The organism is Undibacterium sp. GW821-FHT11B02, assembly GCF_058808955.1.
On the sequence record NZ_JBXASD010000003.1, the window covers coordinates 265,934 to 288,416 of the forward strand.

General features: G+C 52.9%; 13 protein-coding genes. 11 read left to right on the forward strand and 2 right to left on the reverse strand.

The genetic code is table 11. From position 1 onward, the window contains the following. Nucleotides 1–20 precede the first annotated feature (20 nt). Both AC1RVX_RS07385 and AC1RVX_RS07390 read left to right on the forward strand, forming a co-directional pair. A complete protein-coding gene (locus AC1RVX_RS07385) occupies nucleotides 21–2,204 on the forward strand; it encodes a serine/threonine-protein kinase (RefSeq protein ID WP_493215918.1) in 2,184 nt (727 codons plus the stop codon). Nucleotides 2,205–2,213: 9 nt separating this feature from the next. Continuing rightward, nucleotides 2,214–3,236, forward strand: a complete 1,023-nt coding sequence (locus AC1RVX_RS07390; protein ID WP_493215919.1) for a PP2C family protein-serine/threonine phosphatase — start codon at nucleotides 2,214–2,216, stop codon at nucleotides 3,234–3,236. A 28-nt stretch (nucleotides 3,237–3,264) separates the two neighbouring features. On the opposite strand, the gene AC1RVX_RS07395 is transcribed toward AC1RVX_RS07390, so the two are convergent. Further along, entirely contained in the window at nucleotides 3,265–6,720 is a 3,456-nt protein-coding gene (locus AC1RVX_RS07395; protein WP_493215920.1) for an eCIS core domain-containing protein, read from the reverse strand. A gap of 227 nt (nucleotides 6,721–6,947) precedes the next feature. Between AC1RVX_RS07395 and AC1RVX_RS07400 the strand changes: the two genes are divergently transcribed. The 9 genes from AC1RVX_RS07400 (at nucleotide 6,948) to AC1RVX_RS07440 (ending at nucleotide 21,206) form a co-directional block, all read left to right on the forward strand. Then, nucleotides 6,948–7,337 (forward strand): hypothetical protein, encoded by a 390-nt coding sequence (locus AC1RVX_RS07400; RefSeq protein ID WP_493215921.1) that lies wholly within the window; start codon nucleotides 6,948–6,950, stop codon nucleotides 7,335–7,337. Between the two features lie 68 nt (nucleotides 7,338–7,405). After that, complete coding sequence (locus AC1RVX_RS07405; RefSeq protein ID WP_493215922.1) at nucleotides 7,406–9,364, forward strand: eCIS core domain-containing protein; 1,959 nt, start codon at nucleotides 7,406–7,408, stop codon at nucleotides 9,362–9,364. Between the two features lie 180 nt (nucleotides 9,365–9,544). Beyond that, entirely contained in the window at nucleotides 9,545–11,137 is a 1,593-nt protein-coding gene (locus AC1RVX_RS07410) for a DUF2138 family protein (RefSeq protein ID WP_493215923.1), read from the forward strand. Then, nucleotides 11,134–11,892, forward strand: coding sequence for a DUF1175 family protein (locus AC1RVX_RS07415; RefSeq protein ID WP_493215924.1), 759 nt, complete (start codon nucleotides 11,134–11,136; stop codon nucleotides 11,890–11,892). The genes AC1RVX_RS07410 and AC1RVX_RS07415 overlap by 4 nt, the downstream gene beginning before the upstream one ends. 9 nt (nucleotides 11,893–11,901) lie before the next feature. Beyond that, a complete protein-coding gene (locus AC1RVX_RS07420; protein ID WP_493215925.1) occupies nucleotides 11,902–16,593 on the forward strand; it encodes an alpha-2-macroglobulin family protein in 4,692 nt (1,563 codons plus the stop codon). Then, nucleotides 16,571–18,358 carry a DUF2300 domain-containing protein gene (locus tag AC1RVX_RS07425; RefSeq protein ID WP_493215926.1) on the forward strand — a complete coding sequence of 596 codons (1,788 nt, stop codon included), beginning with the start codon at nucleotides 16,571–16,573 and terminating at the stop codon, nucleotides 18,356–18,358. Before AC1RVX_RS07420 ends, AC1RVX_RS07425 begins: the two co-directional genes overlap by 23 nt. Then, nucleotides 18,355–19,140 (forward strand): YfaP family protein, encoded by a 786-nt coding sequence (locus AC1RVX_RS07430; protein ID WP_493215927.1) that lies wholly within the window; start codon nucleotides 18,355–18,357, stop codon nucleotides 19,138–19,140. Before AC1RVX_RS07425 ends, AC1RVX_RS07430 begins: the two co-directional genes overlap by 4 nt. Nucleotides 19,141–19,150: 10 nt before the next feature. After that, nucleotides 19,151–19,987 (forward strand): YfaP family protein, encoded by an 837-nt coding sequence (locus AC1RVX_RS07435; protein WP_493215928.1) that lies wholly within the window; start codon nucleotides 19,151–19,153, stop codon nucleotides 19,985–19,987. A gap of 34 nt (nucleotides 19,988–20,021) precedes the next feature. Beyond that, the gene (locus tag AC1RVX_RS07440; protein ID WP_493215929.1) at nucleotides 20,022–21,206 is read left to right on the forward strand and encodes a serine hydrolase domain-containing protein; all 1,185 of its coding nucleotides are present in this window, start codon (nucleotides 20,022–20,024) and stop codon (nucleotides 21,204–21,206) included. Between the two features lie 83 nt (nucleotides 21,207–21,289). Here the strand turns inward: AC1RVX_RS07440 and AC1RVX_RS07445 are convergent, their stop codons facing one another. Continuing rightward, a complete protein-coding gene (locus AC1RVX_RS07445; RefSeq protein ID WP_493215930.1) occupies nucleotides 21,290–22,429 on the reverse strand; it encodes an ABC transporter substrate-binding protein in 1,140 nt (379 codons plus the stop codon). Nucleotides 22,430–22,483 lie beyond the last annotated feature (54 nt).

A 22,483-nucleotide genomic window follows, 5' to 3' on the forward strand; every position in this document is an offset into this window, starting at 1 on the left:
CTACTACAAAAGGAAGAATTGTGGACAATTGCCAAAGAAACGGCTGTACTGGCCAAGTGCAAGACGGCTTCTGTGATGAATGCGGCATGCCACCGGTTGGTACTAAACTGCTTGCGCAAGTCATGCCTGGTCAGACGGCGCCAACACACCGGTCTGGCAACAACGACACCTTTGCAACTGGCACTGCAACGGCAGGTACTGCCCGTTCAGGCACACGGCGTCATACCAGCCGTTCAACCAAAGGTAGCTCGACACGTCGTCAGGCGCTTGGTGGTGGACTAGTATCACTTCCGCCCATGCCAAGCCAGGACCCACTAAGCCTCGTCATGCTCAACGCTGAAGTACCAGAACGCAGACGCCGCTGTCCAAAATGTGATGTCAAAGTATCGCGTGTCAAAGGTTTCTGTGGTGAATGCGGTTCTGAATACAACTTCATTCCATCATTGAAAACTGGCGATGTCGTCAACGGAAAATTCGAAATCAAGGGTGCCGTCGCATTTGGTGGCATGGGCTGGATTTACCTGGGTTGGGACATGGTTCTCCAGCGCTGGGTCGTGATGAAAGGTTTGCTCAACACCAAAGACGAGGCGGCGGCTGCCAATGCCGTGACAGAACGGCAGTTCCTGGCAGCACTGAAACACCCCAAAATTGTTGGCATTTATGATTTCGTCAATCATGGCAACGAAGGCTTTATTGTCATGGAATATGTGGGCGGTGTCGCCATCGGTGGCATGATGAAGCAAAAAGGTGTTTTCCCTGTAGAGGAAGCGATTGCCTACATCCTTGGCATATTGCCTGCGTTTTCCTACCTGCATGCCAATGGTTTTGTGTATTGCGACTTCAAGCCCGATAACTTCATGCTTGAAGGCGATGATGTCAAACTGATTGACGTGGGTGGCATGCGCAAGATCGGTGACCCTAACGGCGACATCTACGGCACCCGTGGCTACATGGCACCAGAGGCCAATGATGACCCTGTCGAAGTATCAGACCTCTACACGATAGGCCGGGCGCTGGCGACCATGATCATGGACTTCAAATACGGCAAAGAATTCGAGTCATCTTTGCCCAGCCCCGACCAGCAGCCGGTGCTGGCACAACATGAATCACTGTACCGCTTCCTGTTGCGTGCAACACACCAGGACCCTGATCAGCGCTTTCAGTCAGCAGATGAAATGGCAGATCAACTGCATGGTGTCTTGCGTGAAATTGTCGCCATTAAAACCGAACCCAAGCCATCCGAAAGCAAGGTATTTACTTCCGACAACCTGTTTGATGCCGATGATGTCACCGGTACAGAAAACCCTGAGGTCCGTCTTTTACCAACTCTCAAGATGACGGCCAGTGATCCTGCTGCCAACGAATTGTTAAGACTTTCTTCAGTCACTGACCCGAAAAAACAGGTTGTGGCGCTGGAACAGGTCGCCAAAAAATTTGCAGAAAAATCGGTAGAGGCACGCCTGCGCCTTGCCAATGCTTATCTGGTTATTGAACGTTACCAGGACGCCACTACCCTGCTCGACCAGCTCTTTGCTGAAGACCCCTACGACTGGCGGATATCCTGGTATCGTGGCAAATCCTTCCTCGCGCAAGGTGATGCCCAAATGGCACGCATCGAGTTTGGCAAGGTCTACTTTGAAATGCCGGGCGAGATCGCCCCCAAACTGGCCATCGCCTTCGCTGCCGAAACCAAGCAAGACTACAAGGAAGCATCCTCGTATTATCAGCGCGTCATCAAAGTCGACCCCAGTCAGACAGCCGCCTGTTTTGGCCTGGCCCGTTGCCTTGCCAATAACAAAGATACGCATGGCGCAGCCGAGGCCTTATCTGCCGTGCCTGCCCAGCATAGCCTGTTCAATCTCGCCCGTATCGCGCTGGCGAAATCATTGCTGGGCAGTGAATCAGTGATGGATGTGCTCAAACTGGAAAAAGTCGCGCAAACGATAGAATCCATTTCCGTCGAAGGCGGTGTCATTCACCAGTTGACGGCCACTTTACTGGAAAAAAGCAGCGCCTTGATTGCCACAGGCAAGATCAGGGAAGACAGCAATACGACGCTCCTTGGCCGCCCCTTGCATACCCGTGCATTACGTGCAGGTGCTGAAGAAGAATTCAGGAAAGCAGCACGTTTTGCAGCAAATGCGACAGAAAAAATCATGTGGATAGACATGGCAAATGCCGTGCGCCCACCAAGTTTCGTTTGAGGACAAGAAATGGCCTGTAACCAATGCGGTGATGACAACTCTTCCGCCAACGCCAAATTTTGCGAAGGCTGCGGTCATCCCTTTTTCGCTTTACCTGCTCCTGCCCCTGCTGCCGCCGCTGTCTCTGCCCCGGCAGCGGCAACAGTAACAATGGCGTGCGCATGCGACCCGGCGACTGCTGCACCAGATGCCGACGGCTTTTGCGACAATTGCGGCGTGCGCTGTACCCAGACCGGCACCAGCACTGTGAATCAATCCGTGCTGGAAGTGGATGCCCGTCTCGCCATGATCAGCGACGCGGGCCGACGCCACCCTGGCAACGAAGACTGTGGTTATGCTGAATTGTCCACTCCGGCCTCTGCCCTGCTGGTGGTAGCCGACGGAGTGTCAACCTCGTTCAATGCCGCCGGTGCCTCAGCCCTGGTCATTGAGCAGATCAAGTCACATTTAGCAGCAAGCAATTGCCTGGATACGCCAGAAACAGCCATGCACGCTGCCATCATGGCAGCGCATGAAGCCATCATGACACTCCCTGCCGGTGATGTACCCAAACTTGATGAGCCTGAATCCACCGTGGTGGCCGCACTGGTAATACAAAATACTGTGACAGTTGGATGGGTGGGTGATTCCCGCGCTTACCTGATCAACGGCAATGCTGAACGTTGCCTGACGGTGGATGATTCGTGGATAGAAGAAGTGGTTGCTGCTGGTACCTACACGCGCGAAGCTGCCACCGTGCATAAACTGGCACATTGCATCACCCAGGTACTGGGCATGCGTGATGATGTGGTCACACCGCACACCACAAGCACCCAGATGGCGGCTGGCGATATGCTGTTGCTGTGTTCTGACGGATTGTGGAATTACTTTCAAAAGAACGGCAGCCTGGCCGCCAGAATAGAACAGCTAAAACAGGAAGCGAGCGCACAGCATTCAGCCAGGACCATATGCCAGGCACTGGTAAACGACGCCAATGCCGCTGGCGGACACGACAACATTACGGTGGCTATCCTGGCTGGTAGCCTGGAATAAGCAGTGATGCTAATTCACTCATTACAAGCTATATCGTCCAACCGGCACTGATGACCTTTTTCAGCGTTGCGGCCCCGACACCACTTATTGTCGATAAACTTTTCAATTTATGGTCGTTCGGATTGTTCTTCAGCCATTTAACTATCGCATTTGATCGCGTCATATTTTTAACGACAGCATTTATTTCCGTGGCAGTCATTGCCCGCATATCGGTTGAAGCCAGCGACCCACCGCTCACTGAGGTTTTCTGACGTGCATACAAATAAACCGATTTTGCTTTTTTATAATTTGACTTCGGTTTTGATTTTGGCTTTACAGGAAGATCCAATGCGGTTCCGGTAGAACTGTCGCCATCAGTAAAAACTGAAAACATAAAACGTTCTGGTTTCTTCGGATTGTAGATACTACTCGCATTAATTGCAGTCAGCACCTGAACACCTTCTTTCCTGCCTGTAACGCTACCCTCCAATGAGCTGGAACTCACATCTTTTACATTCGCATGCCAATATCCAGGTATGCGTGTCATGAACTTGAATTTGGTCGGTAAATTCTTATTTTTTGAATTCTTTTGAATGTAGTCAATTCCATCGTGCCAGGTTGTACTGGACGATGGAATTTTTTCTGTTTTTCCATCCATCACCCTCTCAACCAAGTCCAGCACTGGCACTTCATAGGTATCAGAGGGATAACTGACCTCAGCCTTGACATGCACTTCTTTTTTCTTCTTAACTGCTTTTGTCGCGCCATTCTCCAGCGCAGATGAATACACAGGTGCATTAAATTCGTTTTCCTGTGGGGCGAGATTCCATGATTCATATAAATTAAACTTTTTAGGGTCCATAATCTGATCACCGATAAGATGCCCGCCTTCATACTGCTTACTTAACAATTCTCCGGTATTGATCAGCTCTTCCTGCACCCCCATTCTGCCCACCTTGGATTCCCCTGTCCCAGAACGCCCTTTCCCGCGCGGTGACGTCGATATGGCCTCGACAGACCCGGGCCGATAAAATGTCTCTGTCACACTGTCATTACTACTGTCTAACAAGGTGTTATTTTTATTCACTTTTGGAAGTGCGCTGCCACCCACCTCAAACTCTTCCTTCACATAATGCTTGTTGATATTTTTCAGGAACTGCCCCAATGGGCTCAGTTCCTGTCCATCATACTGAACGGCATCTAATTTATCTGTACCACCGCCCCCTCCTTTCAACCCGGAGACTATTTTAGTAGTGACGGGAACATAAATTGAAGGCGATGCTTTTAATTCCGCGTACATTTTGCTGTCTTCTTCATCCTGTACCAGATGTGACGCATCTAAATCAAACTGTATTTGCAAACTCTGTAATTTCCGGTTCAATCTCGGTACATCTTCGTCCGTCACAATGCCCTGTTTCATCCACGCATTAAAAATATCACCAGCCGCCATTTTTCGTCCGTCAGAACTCATGTTTGGCAGTATTTTTTCTGTCCATTTTTTATTTGTGTACACCGCTTTTTCAGAATAGATGCCTGTATTGACGACATGAAAGAAAATCTGCTGGTTCTTTTCCATCGAATCAGATTCAGCCAAATGTGAGGCATTGCGTCCAGTTATTGCGGCTGCATATCGAAGTTGCTGTTTCTGTTTTTTCTCCCATTGACTATGGTCATATTTTTCATCGTCAAGAGAAATCCCTTCGTTTTCTTCTTCAATAATTTCGTTGCCATCCTCATCCTTTTCTGAATAATTGATTGAAGGAGAAAATCTCATCTCTTCCATTTTTTGGCTAAATTCGTCAGACTCTTCAAACAAGCTATCTTCATTCAATTCTTTGAAAATATCGTCTTTCACTTCATGTTTTACCACTTCCTGCCAGCCGTTTTCGTCGATCACATCGTCCACGGCTTCATCAAAAGCACTTTCAAAATCAGCAAAGCACTCTTTTGTTAACTTCTCAGTATCAAGATATTGTGAAAAATCCACTTTGACGCGATCTTTCTGCTCCTCAAAAATGATTTTTCCATTGCTTTCCTCTGCGAATTGCAGTCCCGCCTCCCGCCCCAGATGGACAGCAAAGTCACTTTGATCTTCGATTTGCTTTTCCGGCACTTGAAGTTCAGACTGATTGGGAATAAACAAAGAAGACCAGTTGCTCTCATCTTCAAAGTCAATTGGAATTTCGAACTCTTCAAGCAATTGGTGTTCGCGGAGACTTTCAACACTTTCACCTTGCTCCTCGTCAATCATGGTTTTTTCTTTTTCTTCTTGCACGGAAAAATTGGAAGAAAACGTCTGTTCGCTGAGTGGGAAGTTGAAGATATTGCCCTGGTTTTCAAGTGGGACGAAGGAACTTAACGAATTCACGGATTCCTCTTCCTCCATGCCGTCCCCTCCCTCCCTTGCTATCTCATTGCTGTGGAAAGATGAACTAAAACTGGGTTCGTAACTACCTTCATTTTTTGATTTCTTTTTTAGATTTTCAGAAGGTTTTTTCCTTTTTCCATCTCCAAATGCAGTTTGCTTTCTTTTCCACTTTAGTTTGAGCTGTATAATTTCCATCTCACTTAACCACTGACCATTGACAAAATAAATGTTCAGCGTTTCCTTACCGTCTAAACTTTGGAGTTGTATTTCTTCTTCGTCTCTTACCAGTTCTACATACAACTTATTTGTCTGCAGGTCCTTCCAAATTGTGCCAAATGCATTTGTAAACGCGCCTTGAACAACGCTCTGCCCGCCGGCATGCGACAGCGACGCGGAAATATTATTCAGCCCGGTACCGTGATTTCCGGCACCAGTTGCCAAAGCCCGCGCTCCCATCACATCAGCTTCGTTTTCCAATCCGGCATCATCATTGACAGGCACGCCCTGCTTCAATTGCGTTGTTGCCTGCACTCTGCCCTGCATTTGCTGTACCACATGCCATGCCTCATGTGGCAAATGCTGTTCTTGCCCCGGTGCCAGGTGGATGTCGCTGCCCTGGGCATAGGCGTGGGCTTGCAATTGTGCAGGTTGAGATGAGTTGTAATGGACCTTGATATGATCAAGGCTCATGCCGGACAGGCTTTCCACACCGGTCTTGAGTTGATCTGGCAAACCTGTGCGATTGGGTCTGACAGGTCCCGCCTGTGTTTGTACGGTGGGTGCTCCGGAAGCCTTGTCTTCTGCATGGTACTGCATCGGCGCTTGCGTTGTAATGCCATCAGTATTGGTATTGACCGACAAGCGCTGACTATGCTGACTGTTGTCTGCCAATTGCTGTAGTGACCGCAGTTGCGTCGCCTGTGGGCTATTGTTAGCCAGTTGCTGCATGGCCCTGAGTTGATGCGCTTGCGGGCTGTTGTTAGACAGATCCTGCAAGCGTCTTTGCATCTGTGCAACAGGCCGCTGATCGAAAAATTCCTGCCCTGTGTCATCGGGCAATTGTTGCACTGATTGGATAACAGCTAGCTTGCTGGTATGTGCCTGGTCGTTGGCGACGCGCGCAACCGTTTCACTCATGGTGTGGTTTCATTCTGGTTTCAAAAGGAACTTACTGACGAACTTGCCAATCAACTTTCTGATGAACTTGCCAACAAACACAAAGAATTTGCATTGTTATTATAATAATTTTAGTGTAATTTATCACTTGTTTTGCTTTTTCGTGTTGTAGACTGGTGTTTTAGCAAGGCAGCATAACGAAAAAGCCAAATACCAGCCAACCCATTCCATACATGCCAGGGTGATTTATGAAATCGCGTCTCTCAGCACCGGTAGAAGCAGCCAGACAAAGTCCTTCGTGGCAAAACACGCCGCTGCAAAAAAAGAAAAATCCGCCGGGCTTCACAGATCAAAGGCCGGCTGCCATCGCGCAAATGAAACTGCAAGCCATGGCAAGCAACAGCCCGCAAGCGATGCAGCTCAAGGCAAGAATGGAAATGACGGGCCAGCACAACTTACCAGTACAGCGTGCGAAAGACGAAGAACCCATGCAGGGCAAGTTTGAAGCTGCGCAACTGGCCAAGGAAGATGAACCTCTGCAAGGTAAATTTGAAACCGCCCAACTTGCCAAAGAGGAAGAACCACTGCAGGGCAAGTTTGACACTGCGCAACTGGCCAAGGAAGAAGAACCAGCTTAAGGCAAATACCTGGCAGACACCAGGCGAATTTGTAGCACTTCATCAGGGAAGCAATAAAACAGCCCGCCATGCAGACACATACCAGTCAGGACACCGCCAGCAAGACCTTGTCAGCTGTGACGACTGAGGGCAAAACGCAAAGTCTGGCTGTAATAGATAGCGCTATCCACACAACAGATCAGCGTCATGAAGCTGGTGCCATGCGGCAATTGCAAAGCCAGGCAAACCATAGCTCACAGGCATTACAATTACAAAACTTGCGGCAGATAGCCGGGCAAAGCCCACAGGCGACCCGACTGAATACATTGCAAACAATGGCCAATGAACATGCAGCGCAACGCGTGCAGAACCAGGCCCTGACATTGCAACGCCACGTCAACAGCGAAACTGGCAGTACGCCTGTTGTGACAAGAGCCCTTCCATCCAATAACAATGGCTTGCCAACACAGCTGCAAGCAGGCATGGAAAACCTGTCTGGCATGAGCCTGGGTCATGTCCAGGTGCATTACAACTCCGACAAACCGGCCCAGTTGCAAGCCCATGCCTATGCCCAGGGTAGCGACATCCACCTGGCACCGGGGCAAGAAAAACACTTGCCGCATGAGGCCTGGCACGTAGTCCAGCAAGCACAGGGCCGCGTGCGCCCCACCCTGCAAATGAAGCAGGGGGTACCAGTCAACGATGATGTCGGGCTGGAGCAAGAGGCGGATGTGATGGGTGCAAGGGCGATGTCGGTAGCAGCGGCAAGTATTACGGCACAGCGACAAGGCCAGGATGCACAGCATGCTTATTCATCTGCACAAAGACAAGGCATAGTACAGTCAGTAGCGCAACTCACCAAAAAAGATGATATCAAGAACCTTGGCAAAGGCTTTGACGATACCGATGCCGAAAATTTGAAAACCATTGAAGGAGGTTGGGTTGATGCATGGAAATTGGCAAAAGAAACGACCAAGTCGTTTCTCACTAAAGTCGTCGCCACAGGACTTGATCGCCTCATAAAACGACAGATATTACATGCCCTAGACGAAGTGCATTACGATCATTTATTGGGCTTTGTTGGCAACGACATTGCGAAATTGGTGAAGCTTGTCAAAAAAGGGGCGGGAACCAGCCTCGTCAGGCGGATGTTAGGGGTCCAACCTCCGCCTTTACGAGCATTGGTAGTAGGTATGTCTGATACGCCTGAATTTACCGATATTGGCCTGCTTGGCTTTGTCTGCCACAACTATCCAGGTTTCGTCGCCATTACGGCCGCGCAAATTGGTGCTCCTGCCGCCTTGCAAAAGGTCATTAGCTGGCTAGCCAAGCAAAAAGCGGCCGTGCTGGCCATATTGGAGACTGTTGCACCAAATTTTGTCGCACTGCAAGCGATGGTGCCAGCACTAACCAGCATTGATTCGCTGCCAACAATTTTGGCGACCTATGCTAATTTCCGTGCCATAGCTGATGCGCAGATGATCGCTGCACCAGCCAGGTTGCAGACCGTCATCACACACCTGTCAGCACGTCCGAATGATGTCTTGGTCTGGCTGGAAGCCAACAACCCCAATTTCGCTGTGTTAGAGGTATTGGTGGCACAAAATCCGGACAAAGCCTTGCTGGGCATGCTGGTCAATTTCGCCAAGGAAGCCGCCCCAGGAGATGACGACTATGAGGCAATTGGTGCCCAAAACAACGAATACCGCATTGGCCACTATGCCATGGGTCACACTTTGCGGGGCATGCTGGCGGTGCCTGTCCTGGATAACGTCAAGACATTATGGCCTGCTGCCACAACGCTGGCACAGGTGCGTGGGGTATGCTTAAATTTTGATCAGAACAATGCCACTATAGCCAATACTGCACAAAGCTTTGTCTATACACCTACGATAGCGCCGACCGCCCAGATTTTCGCCGCGAAACACTCAGCCAATAACAGATTCGATCAACTTCATCCACGAAATGGCACGAAAATAAGCCAAGATGAGGCAGACAAATTGTCCGCAATCAATGCCGTAAAAGCAAACTGGACCGCCGGCCCATAACCCCAGCTTATAACCGATGCATGCATTTGGCGACCTTATTGGGCAAGCTTATTGCCTGCATGCGCATATTTACAGATACTTACTAAAATTTAACGCAATATAGAGAAATTCGATTGTCAGCCCTGCCTGCATTCGATAGTATTCGTGCAACTAAAGACCTCTGCGCAAAAGGGAGAATTCATGCGTCGTATTTGGATCGTCACCGGTACTGTTGTCACAGTTGCCGTTGCTGCTGTTGGCTACCAGTTGGGCAAGCACTGGAAAGACTATAACTACGTGGGCGGCCGCCTGAAAGTGGATATGTCACGCCCCGATGCGCTCATCCGCACCACCAGCCTGTCAAAGCTGCCGCGTGATTTGTTGCGGGTACCCATCGCCAAAGATGTGCTGACCGAAGACCTGGCCTTTTACTATGAACAGAACGAAGACCGCATGGGCCTCAACGGTGCCATCAAGCGTATTGCCTATGAGCATGATCTTGACTGGCAAGACAAGCTGTATGCCAGCATTTTTAATGAGCCAGCAGAAGTCGCCTTCTGGCGCGATGGCAAAGGTGCCTTGCGTCATTATGCCGTTGTCATGCGACGCGGCGTATTCACCAAGGCACTGGAAGAAGCTGCCAAGGTCGCCCTGAAAGATGGTCAGTTGAAAAAAGCAGGCGACATCAGCACCAGCAATGGCAACGCACTGGTCTTGGCGCTGGAAGTCAACCCGCGCCGCACTCTGTTGCTGATCAGCCAGGGCGAGCGCATGGTGGTCTTGTCTGACCCCGGCCTGCTGTTTGATGACAGCAACAGCATGGTGAAAGATGCGCGCGCTGCCGTCACCGACTGGCTGGAACACGACGGTGCCTTGTCCAAGCAATTTGATCTGGATAACATTGCACCGGCAACGCCTTCACCAACTGACACCGCCAAACATACGCTGGCCATTGGTGCACCCACCATGGCGCTGGGTTACGGCGCTTTTGTGTCGGGCTTCAAGGGTATGCGGTTTGATTTTGGCGGCGACTGGTCCACCTCGGTGTGGCTGGATTCAAATAAGCTGACATCATCCCAATTGCTGGACCCTGCGCTGTGGACTGCGGCACCGGCCAACCCCAGCGCCTGCGTAATCATGCCGGTTGACTGGGCGATGGTGAACAAGGTCTTGAAAGAAGCGGCTGCCAAACCGAATCTGCCTGAGCAAGCGCTGGCCAGCCTGTCCGGCCCTGGCCTCGCTTGCTGGTACCGTGAATCGAATCTGTATTCACCCGTGTTCATCGCCAAGCTGCCAGCCAGTACCGCCAACCGCGATACCACATTGCAAGCCATGGCCACATGGGCTATCGCCAGTGGCGAACAGGCCGCACCCGGCAAGGGCAAAACCAAGGCCAAGCCAGATCAAAAATTCTGGCGCAACGCCAACAGCAAGGCAACGCTGGCGGCCAGTGCCGACTTTGTGGTGTTTTCACCTGACGGTGGACTGGTTGAAAAAGTCATCGACACCATTGCCCGCAGCAACCCCAGCGTGGCTGACCAAAACCCTGGCACACAAAGCACGCTGGGTATGATCACCCCACGCCCCTTGTCTGAAATGGCGCAGCGTGAAGTGTATGCGGCACTCAGCGGTCCGGATGATGCGAATTTTCTGGATGCAGCTAAGACCCATCTGCCAGCACGCATGAAGGCGCTGGCCAGTTACCCGCCTATCCGTCTGGAACTGAGCAAGACCCAGACCGGTGGCAAAGCCTGGCAAAAAGTCGATTGGATCAGCAAGGAGAAAGCCAATTGAACCGCCGACAAGTCTTGCACACCCTGGCCCTGAAGGGCATGCTGGCCAGCAGCGCCGCATTAGGTGCACTGGGCTGGCAGCGGCTGGCGCTGGCGCAAAAAGTGACCGCTCCAGTGGTTTCCCCCTTGTCCGCACCCGGCAACAGCAAAGCAGTCAGCATGGGCTCTCCAGTGGTGAACAGCACGCCCATGGCACTGACACCAGCACAATCTCGCAGTTTCAGGGCCTGGATGACGCGTATCATCGCCGCCCAGTTAACGGCTGGCCCCACCCCACGCTGGCAACAGCGTGACTGTGTGGGCCTGGTGCGCTTTGCCGTCGCTGAATCGTTGCGCGAACATGATGAAAAATGGAAGCGGGCCAATGGCATGCTGGGTACGGCTGTGCCGCCAGAAATCGAACTCGACAAAAGTACCCAGTCGGTACGCCATCAATGGCGGCTGGCCGATGGTTCTGTATCGGCCTATGTCAGCGCGATAGAAATGGTGCAAGAGAATGCCCGCTTTCGCGGCAAGGACTGCAACCAGGCAGCCCCCGGCGACCTGCTGTTTTACGACCAGGGCGATGCCCAGCATCTGATGGTGTGGATGAATTCTTACATCGCCTATCACACTGGCACCGTTACGCCCACCGACAATGGCTTGCGCGCCGTCAAGCTGCGCGACTTGCAAGCCTGGCGCGATACGCGCTGGCACCCTACCCAAGATAATCCCAATTTTGCTGGCGTGTATCGCCTCAATTTCTTGTCCGCCTGAAAGCGCCCAATGAAAGCCAAACTCAATCAATCACGCTATTTCACCTTCCTGACCGCACTGTGTGCCCTGTTGCTCTTCATGCCTGCGATAGCGCAGGATGGCGGCGGTGGTTCATCGTTCTTTTTGCTCAGCGATGCTGCTTACGGTTCTGCCGACAATGCCATGGTGCGGCTGGAAGCCCAGGACATGAGCCAAATCGCCGAATATGGCGGTGTCGATGTGTACGTGTATAAAGTCAAAGACCCGCTGGACTTTTTGAAAGCGCAAAAAAACCTGCACCGCATTGACAGCCAGGGCAATTACAAGGGCAAGGGCATCGCCGATGCGCTGGCGCGTACCTGGGATAGCTGGTGGCTGGCATCGCGCCGTATGTGGCGCAGCCTGTTTTCTGCGGACGCCAGAAAAGCTGTCACCACGCAAGTGCCAGAAGTGCGCCTGCACCCGCTGGTCAAAGCCCCGACACCGCAGCAACTGAACCCGCTGTACCAGCCGCTGAAGGCACATACTTTGGTAGACAGCTTCCGTTACCCTGTACACATAGCCGAACCTATACAACCACCCAAAGGCGTCAAGCTGGATGGCAGCAGCAGTGAATTTATCGCTTCGCCCAAAGGCAATGTCCTGATACCGCTGGGTAAAAAAGAACCTGGCCTGTATCTGGTAGAAGCCATGGTCGGCACTTACCGCGCCGTGACACTGGTATTTGTGTCTGATTCCATCGCCGTCACCAAGGTATCCAGCAAACAGATGATGGTATGGGTGGCAGACCGCCGCAGCAGCCAACCAGTGGCCGATGCCAAAACCGTGTGGACCGATGGTGCTGGTATCTTGAGCACTGGCAACACTGATGCCAGCGGCATCGCCAATTTTGAGCGCGACGCGCCAGAAAAAACCTATGTCTATGGTGAAGACAGTAAAGGTGGCGTCTTTGTTGCAGAAAACTATTATTACGACAGCGAAATCTATAACACCAAACTGTATGCTGTCACCGACCGCCCTCTGTACCGCCCGGGCGAAACCGTGTACGTGAAGTTTTTGGGCCGCACCTTTGTGTCAGCGCGTGAATCCACCCCCATCACCGCAGGTGAATTGAAGTTGCAGGTGTTTGATGCGAATGGCTTTCCGGTCGCCGCCCAAACCCTGCAAATGACGCCGCAATCAGGTGGTGATACCGTATTCCAGTTGCCAGACAATGCCGTAGCAGGTGGCTATGAATTGCGCTTCAGCTACAAGGGCAATAGCTATGGTGCAGCCTTCCGCGTGGCTGAATACCAGAAGCCACATTTTGAAATCAATGTCTTGCCCGGTAAAAAAGATTACAAAACCAATGAAGAAATCAGCGGCAAGCTGCAACTGGTTTACCCCGACGGCAAACCCGTGGTCAATGCCAAGGCAGACCTGACCGTCCGCGCCCAGCGCCTGACGATTGTTGAAGGTGATCTGGGTTACGCAGGCCAGTTCCCGGTACAGTTGAGCACTGCCGTACTGACCACTGACAGCAATGGCTTTGTTGACTTTAAACTGCCAGCAGCGACTGAGCCCAGCCGTTATGTCTTGTCAGTGTTGGCGACCGATGGTGCCGCCTACCGAGTGCGCGCCACCAAAGAAATTTTGGTGGAACGTGGTGCCGGCACCTATAGCCTGAAGGCTGAACGTGCTTTCTCTGCCGTTGGCGAAAACATGAACTTTGCCATGACTGCTCTGCCAGTACCCGGCAATGTGGTCAGCACCCTCAGCGCCCCGGTAACATGGGATTGGGTCAGGTTGGAAAACCAGAAAAAATCCAGCGGCAAACTCGGCAACGCCAATAAGCTGAGCCTGGCTTTCCCTGAGCCTGGCACCTACACCCTGTCAGTACGTGATGCTGCCGGCAACATCCTCGGTGCGACATCCCATTATGTCAGCGGTGCCGGTGTCAATGCACCACAGGGTTCGATAGAAATGGTGTTTGACAAGGCCAGCTATAAGCCGGGTGAAACTGCCAGTGCCCTGATCACCTTCCCGCAGCAAATCGACCAGGCCCTGTTCACACTGGAGCGTGACAAGGTAGAAAAAACTGCCTTGATGAGCAATGCAAGCGGCTGGCTCACTGCCAAACGCCTGTCACCAATGCAGTGGAAGGTAGAATTACCGGTGCAAGATACCTATGGCCCCAACATCACCCTGTCTGTGGTGTATGTGAAGGGTGCCGATTATGTATTCCAGAACCTGGGCTTGAAGGTGGAACAGCCACGCATCAATGTCGCCGTCAAAGCCGACAAGGCCGTGTATGCGCCAGGTGACAAGGTCACGCTGGACCTGACCGCCATGGTTGCTGGCCAGCCAGCGGGCGGCAGCCAGTTGACGGTAGGTGTGGTGGATGAAATGATCTATGTGCTGCAGCCTGAAATTGCACCGGACATTTCTGACTTTTTCTATCACCCACGTCGCAATAACGTACGTACCTCTGCCAGCCTGAGCTTTATTGCCTATGACCTGGCGGTGCCACCATCCAAACTGGCCTTGCCAGCAAATGGGCAAACCCATGACCGTGCCATCAAGGTTTTGGAAAGACCGCGCCGGGAAGACAAGGACACCGCCCTGTGGCAACCAAACATCACCACTGATGCATCAGGCCGCGCCCGCCTGACTTTCACCATGCCTGATTCACTGACACGCTGGCGCATCACCGTGCGGGCAACCGCAGCCAGCGGCAATGTGGGTCAAAACATCGCCTATGTAAGGTCCGACAAAGACTTTTATGTGAAATGGACCAGCCCGAACTGGATGCGTGTGCAAGATGCACCTAACGCCAGCGTCGCCATCTTCAACCAGGGTAACCAGGATGCTAGCGCCAGCCTTAGCGTCACGGGTTCTGGCGTCAACAAACAAGAAAACCTGAAGTTGAAGCCCGGTGCCAATTTTGTGTCGCTGCCGCTGAAAGCCAATGGCCTGGACAACAAGATAGACCTGTCGCTGGCTGTCGGCGGCAAGACTGTCGACGCATTGAACGTGCCGCTGAAGATCATCCCTGTGCACTGGCTCAGCCAGCGCTCGGTCAGCGTGCCTGTCACCGGCAAAGAAACCATACTGAAACTGCCGTCTGACGCCAGCAACCTGCAACTGCAATTTGCAGACAGCGCCACTACCCAGTTCCGCCGTTTGATGGATGATTTGATCGACTATCCGTTTGGCTGTGTCGAGCAAACCTCCAGCCGCCTGATCCCTTACAGTCTGGCTTTGCAGGCCACGCTGCCAAGTGAAGAAAAACTGACGGCACAATTGACACAACGCCTGTACAGCTACCGCTTCCGCCTGGCGCAAATGGCTGGCCCCAACGCCACCTTTGGCTGGTGGAGCGTGCCAGAAAAAGATGGTGATGCCCTGCTGACCACCTATGCCTACTATGCCGACTGGCATGCCAGCCGCGCCTTGAAACTGGCCCTGCCAGACGGCCATTTTGACCGCCTGACCGAAGTCTATCGTAAGGACGGCTTCAACCAGCCGCCATGGCAACGCGCCCTGATGCTGTACTGGATGCAAGACATGGGCTTGCCAGTACGCTCATTGGCCGAAGCCCTGAGCGAAGAACTGGGCAACAAGGCCGCATCGGCCAAACCAGCAGCAGCCGTCACCCCACGCTCAGGCATGAACAGCATGATCTTTACCAGTAAAGAAGAGGATCTGCAAAACGCCATGAGCACTCTGCTGGCCGCCTATGTGGTGCAGCAAAGCAAAGGCACCCTGACAGCCGCCACCAGCGCGGCCCTGCCAGATGCCGCTGCCCGCGTGCACCAGGCTGATCTGCCTTTGGGTGAAGCCCTGCTGATTTTGACTGGCAAACGCCCAGCCAATGAAAGTGCAGCAGTGCTCGAACGCGTCCGTGCTGAATACCCGACCATAGACCGCGCCTTGGCCCTGCTGTGGACCTACCGCGCCCTGGGTGGCGGTGCTGCTGGCAAATCTGGTGCGAATGACCCACTGCTGCGCAACAACATGGCCAAGGTGGAACTGGAAGCAGGCTGGCAGGCAAGGGAAACCATTACTGGCCAGAATGTATTCCGCTGGAATACTACCGCCGCCACACCAGCACCATCCGTCATCAAGATGAACTCAACGCCAAGTGCTGGCATGATAGCAATCGCCCAGTTCGACAGCCGCGAGCCAGAAAAATCCAACCTGCCTGTCAAGCTGGAACGCCATCTGTATCGTCTGGTGCCAGAAGCCCTTCCGGCACCAAGCACCGCCAGCAAGCCTGCGGCCAATTCAGCAGCACCTGGTAGTAACGCTGTTGCGCAGCTGGTACCAGGCAAAGCTGGCTTCAAGCTCGAATTATTGGGCGATGGTGCCGCACTGAAGACCGATGAAGTGTATCTGGATGAAGTTGTACTGACCCGTACATCTGGCCCGACGCTGAACTTTGGCATCGTTGAAGTACCGCTGCCACCGGGTACCACGGCTGACCGCTCTACCTGGGGCATCAGCGTTCGTTTCCCGGGCGGCAAAGATATGGAAGCGATGGAACGTGCACGTTATGAGCAGACACCACGCGGCTATGCCGTGCCGGTAGATGCCCTGGCGAATGAAGTCGTGGTGCGCCACTTGGTCAGGGCCGCGCAGACCGGCAAGTTTGCCCTGCCGCCTGCCCGTTACTACCGCATGTACCAGCCAGACCAGAAAGCCTTTGAGGACAAGCCACGTGCGATTATGGAAATTCGCTAATCCTGCGCGTAAGCTAGTCCGTATCACCATGCTTGCCAGCGCAACCATAGGGACCATGGCGATGCTGCCTTTGTCTGCACATGCAGATGAAAGCGGCAACGCCACGGTGGCCTGGCTGCGCGACGGCAAGGTGGAAGTGCACGCCTTGTCTGGTTCCATGTCTGGTGCGTTGCCCTCCCCGGACAACAAAGCCGCAGAACAAAAAATTCCCCTGGGCAGCCTGTGGAAGCTGTTTGTCTACGCCTATCTGCAAGACAATCATGTGCAGGAGAGCGCCTATACTTGCAACGCTAAAAAAGAACAGCGCAGCAAGCTGGAAAAAGATGAAGAACGTTATTGCTGTGAACCCGGTGATCAGGTTCAGCGTGACAGCGCCCTGGCAAGATCATGCGCGCCCTACTTTTCACCAGCACGCCTGGGCCTGAACGACAAGGACTGGAAAAGCTACTGGCAAACCCGCAGCGACACCAACTGGTTGCAACGCACAGCACAATTGCAGCCCGATACCCAGATCAGCATCAGGGATTTGCTGGAAACCTTAAACAAGTTTTCACCGCAGGCACGTGCCGCTGCCCGCACTGCCCTGCTGGAAACCGCCGTGCAAGGCTATGGCCGCGAAGCCTGGGCGCAACTTGGCACCGGCATCCGTTATAAAACCTATTCCTGGCATTTACCTGACCAGACCGCCTTTGGTGGTGCTGCAGGCTGGCTGGCCGATGGCACACCATTCTGGTTTGGCGCACGTGGTTCTAGCCGGTCTACCCTTGGCACCTGGGCCAATGCCCTGGCCACCACCCTGCCCGCACCGCGCTGGGCTGGTATCAATAATGCAGGCAATGTCGGTGACGAAGCGCATTGCGTCGATGTTGATTTTTTTGCGCGTTACCCCTTGCGTGAAGTGTTGCCGCTGCCAGCGCCTGTCAACGCTACAGCAAGCACCGCCCGCGCTGGCACCATGACCGGCAAATACCGCCTGCAATTTACCAACGGCAATACCCTGGACATCAACAGCAATGGCAGCCTGAACCTGCAACGCTTGCCCGGCATGGCACCGCAAATCACTGGGCGTCTGAGCATCAATGACTATGTCGCCCGCGTGATAGACCGTGAAGGCGATGCCAGCAATGTGCAGGCCGCCCGCAGCCTGGCAATTGCCGCCCGTACTTACCTGGTACAGAATGCAGCATTTGATCATGGCTGCTGGCACATTGCCGACGCCACCAGCCGCCAGCGCGTCAGCCCCAACCCACCGACCGAAGCCGCCATGGCCGCCGCCTGGTTCACCGATGACCTGATACTGCAAGGGGCCAACGTGCGCTATCACAATGACAGCGCCGGCACCAACCGCATGTCCTTGAAAGACGCTGCACAGCAAGCCAGCCAGGGTTGGAATTTTGAACGCATCCTGGCTGCCAGTTATCCGCAAGCCAGTATCAGCAGCTTCAATGGCAAATCAGACTGCCAGCCACTGGTCGCAGCACAAACCTGGCTAACCAATAACAGCAGCAAATGGCAAGCCATATTGCGCCGCGAGCCGGGTTTTGAAAATCCCGACACGCCACCCGCCGTGTGCGCCCTGGCCACCGGCAACCCCTATTCAGACCAAAAGCGCATGCGTATTTATGCACGCGGCTGGCGCAGCCTGGACGAGCGCATTACCCTCGCCCATGAATACCTGCACCTGGCTTTACGATTTCATCCTAACGGCGCCAACGAAGACTATGTAGAAAAACTGGCACGCCGCCTCATAGAAGGAAGTACATGATCAAGTTCAAATTCACGCGCATGGCATTCACCACAGTTGGCTCTGCCCTTGCCACGCTATCGGCAGTCAGTGCCTTCGCCGCCGATGTCAATATCGAAGCCCCGCGTGGTGGCTGGCGGCATAGTGGAGGTGAATCATCACCCTTTACCCAGCCCGTGCATTACCCGGCATCGTCCGTCAATACTGAAGGTCAGAATGAAATGGCCCTGATCAAAGGGCGCATCAACGGCAACAGCAAAAAAGGTCCCGGCAAACTGGTGGTGAATGGCGTCGGCATGCCCTTGTCAGTTGGCCCTGGCGGTGAATTTGCCCGCCCTTACTCTTTCAGTTCTGGTTCCAACAATGTCGAAGTACGCAGCCCTGACGGCAGCGATGTCAAGCGGGTACAGTTTTTTGACACCAACACCAGTCGCCCATTGACACGCCTGCGCGTGGTCTTGTCGTGGGACAGCGATGGCACCGATCTGGACTTGCACGTTATTTCACCAGATGGCCAGCACGTGTTTTACGGCAACCGCGTGGTGCCCAACGGCGGCGCGCTGGATGTCGATGTCACCACCGGTTACGGGCCAGAAATTTATGCCAATACCGCGCCCATCAAAGGCACCTACCATGTGTACGTCAATTACTATGGCAGCGGCGGCAATGACAAAGACCTGACCATCGCCAAGGTAGCCATCATCAGCCAGGAAGGCACACTGTCAGAAAAACAGCAGACATTTCAGGTACCCATGCGCAAAGCTGGCGAGCTGACCCTGATCAAATCCTTCACCTATCCGTGAGACAGACATCATGAAGATTACCCATTTTTTGCTGGGCTGCACCGCAATGGCAGGCACGATTACCACTATCTGCGCTACCAGCATTGCCTTCGCCGATGAAAAGCCCGCCACCAATGACCAACCCACCATCAACAGCCCGCGTGGTGGCTGGAACTTTGGCGGCCTGATCGATAAATCCGGCGAGGCACGTGCGTCTTACCCCCTGCCACCGATAGACCGTGGCACGCAAAAAAACCGTACCCTGATCGAAGGCCACATCCGCGACGCTGGCAAGCAAAGAAAGCACACCCTTGTCGTCAATGGCAACCCCATGGTACTCAACTATGGCACCGATGGCCGCTACGAACGCCATTACGCCTTTGGCAGCGGTTCCAACAATATAGAAATTTTGGGGCCAGACGGCAAGAGCCTGCAACGCGTACAGTATTACGAATCCAATACCCAGCAACTGTCACCACAGCTACGCATCATCTGTTCATGGGATGCGCCGGAAGCCGAAGTGGACCTGCACATCATCACCCCCGACGGTCAGCACGCCTTTTACGCCGCACCGATATTGAAGGGTGGCGGTGGCCTGGATGTTGATAGCGTCGACGGCCCCGGCCCCGAAATGTTCACCACCATCGCCCCCCTGCACGGTGCTTACCATGTGTTTGTCAATTATTGGGGTAACTATAGCAGCGCAGGCGGTTATAACTTTGACGAAAGCCAACGCAAACAACCCATCATCACCACCCGCGTCACCCTGGTGTTTTATGAAAACACCGCCAGAGAAAAACGCGAAAGCTTCGTCATCCCACTGCGCAAGATCGGTGATTTGAATCTGGTGAAGTCGTTTATGTTTTGAGGGCAGCACCTGCTTTCACCTGGAGAAATGCATCATGTTAAAGAAAGTAGCGCTTAACTTCCTGATTATTTCCTGGCTAGCTGTCACAAGTTTATCGGCACTGGCGCAGCCCGTCACGATCAAGCGCCTGGACGGTTCCAGCATCTCTTCAACCGAGATAGAAAGCAAAGTCGCACGCCTGATGGCATCGTCCTGCGTCACCGGCCTTGGCATCGCCATCCTCAATGACAATAAAATTGCCTACACCAAAAGCTTTGGCTTGCGCGACAAAGACAAGCTGTTGCCACTGACAGAAGACACCATCATGTACGGCGCATCCTTCACCAAGGCAGTGTTTGCCACCCTGGTGTCGCAACTGGTGACCGAAGGCGTGCTTGACCTGGACGTGCCGATACAGAAATATCTGCCCAAACCCCTGCCAGACTATAGCAACTACCGCGACCTGGCAGATGACCCGCGCTATCTGACAATTACTTTGCGCATGCTGTTGAATCACACCGCAGGCTTCGCCAATTACCGCTGGCTGAATCCCAGCAAAAAACTGGAAATCAAATTTACCCCCGGCAGCAGATATGCGTATTCAGGCGAAGGTATTTATCTGGCCCAACTCGTGGTGGAAACCGTCACCGGCAAAAAAACAGGCGACATGATCCAGGAGCGCATTTTCGATCCCCTTGGCATGCACAACACCAGTCTGCAATGGCAAGACCGCTTCAGCGACAACCTGGCCGTCGGCCACGACAAAGATGAAAAACCACTGGGCCACGTAAAAAGAAAAAAAGTACACGCCGCCGGTTCCATGGACACCACCCTCAACGACTACGCCCATTTCATACAAGGCGTCATGCAAGGCACCATCATCAGCAAAGAAGCCAAAGCCATCATGCTGGCACCACAGATCGCCATCACCACACCCACCGAATTCCCCACCCTGTCCACCGCATCGACCGACGAAAACAAGCACATCCAACTGTCCTACGGCCTGGGCTGGGGCATCTTCCAGACACCCCACGGCAAAGCCTACTTCAAAGAAGGCCACGACGACGGCTGGGAAAACCATTCTGTCGTCTTCGACGAACAAAAAACTGCCGTCATCATCATGAGCAACAGCGCCAACGGCGACCACATCTTCAAAGACTTGCTAACCTTGTTGATACAGGATGTATATACGCCCTGGAAATGGGAGGGGTATGTGCCTTTGCGGTGTAGTAATGGGTGATGGGGAGTTTGGGGTTGGGGCGATGAGAGGTGGGCCGGCCAGAATTACTTACACATTTTTATTTACAGGCTCTGATTTGTGCACTATCGCATCAGCTTACCGCTCTGGATAATGATGGCAAGGTCAACAAACTGTGAGCCAGAGTGATTGTCATGGCTGAAATTAATAACCACGCCGCCAGCATCATACTTGGTCATCGAATCAAGTGCGGTACGTAGACTTCTTCTGTCTACACCTTTCCCGGCTCTACGGATTCCTTCTGTGAGAACTTTCGCAGCGAGGTATCCTTCGACGATGGCCTGGTTAATGTCGATCTGCGGGTTTATATATTTCTTGAGTCTGTCACTCAGTTCTCGAACAATAGGAATTGCACGGTTGCTTGGTTCCGGAACTACTTGCGTCACAATGAGACCACGTGCAGCGTCTTTACCGATCTTTTTAACGATTTCGGCACCGTCAGCTACGGAGAGAGAAACGACCTGGGATTTGCCTCCCGCAACACGAAAATCCTTATAGAATTCTGCAGTGGCCCCACTACTTCCGGCGGCAATAATTGCTTGTGGTTGGGCTAATTGAAGAGATTTAATGGCACCGTTGACGGCGGTAGTGTTCGGTTCATAAGAAGCAGACATCAGCACTTTCATCGCGGAACGCTGTGCCACATTTTTTTCAACGAGTGCCAACACTTCTTTCCCGAATGCCCCTCCTTCATAAAACACCGCAATCTGGTTGAGGCCGACTGTTTGAAGTTGGGTCAATACTTTATCGACCTCACGCTCATAATTGGCACGCGTATGAAAAAGGAAGGGATTGACCGGATGGTGCAAGGACATTGCCCCCGTGCGTACGCCTACTACGGGTATTGCTTGCTCTTCAAGTAGCCCACTCTTCACCAGGGACTCCATTGAACCCGTTCCCATTAGAGATACCAAAGCCACAGGTACGGTTTCTTTAATCAATTCGCGGGTTTTTGCAACCCCATCGGCCACGTTGAGGCCACGGTCTTTAACCACTAACTTGAGTTTGCTGCCAGACACACCTCCTTTCGCGTTCTGCTCATCAAAATATGCCTGAACACCAATGCGCATCTGATTGCCTATAGAATCCGGCGTATCCAAAGGTACGACCATACCAACCACAATTTCTTCCGCGGCACTGGGTACGGCTGGCAACATGCAAGCGCCAATACAAATTGCTATATGCCACATAGAACTAAAACGCATTACTTTCTCCTTGGAACGACAATACTCGCGCAGTAAACCATCGACTTAGAGAGT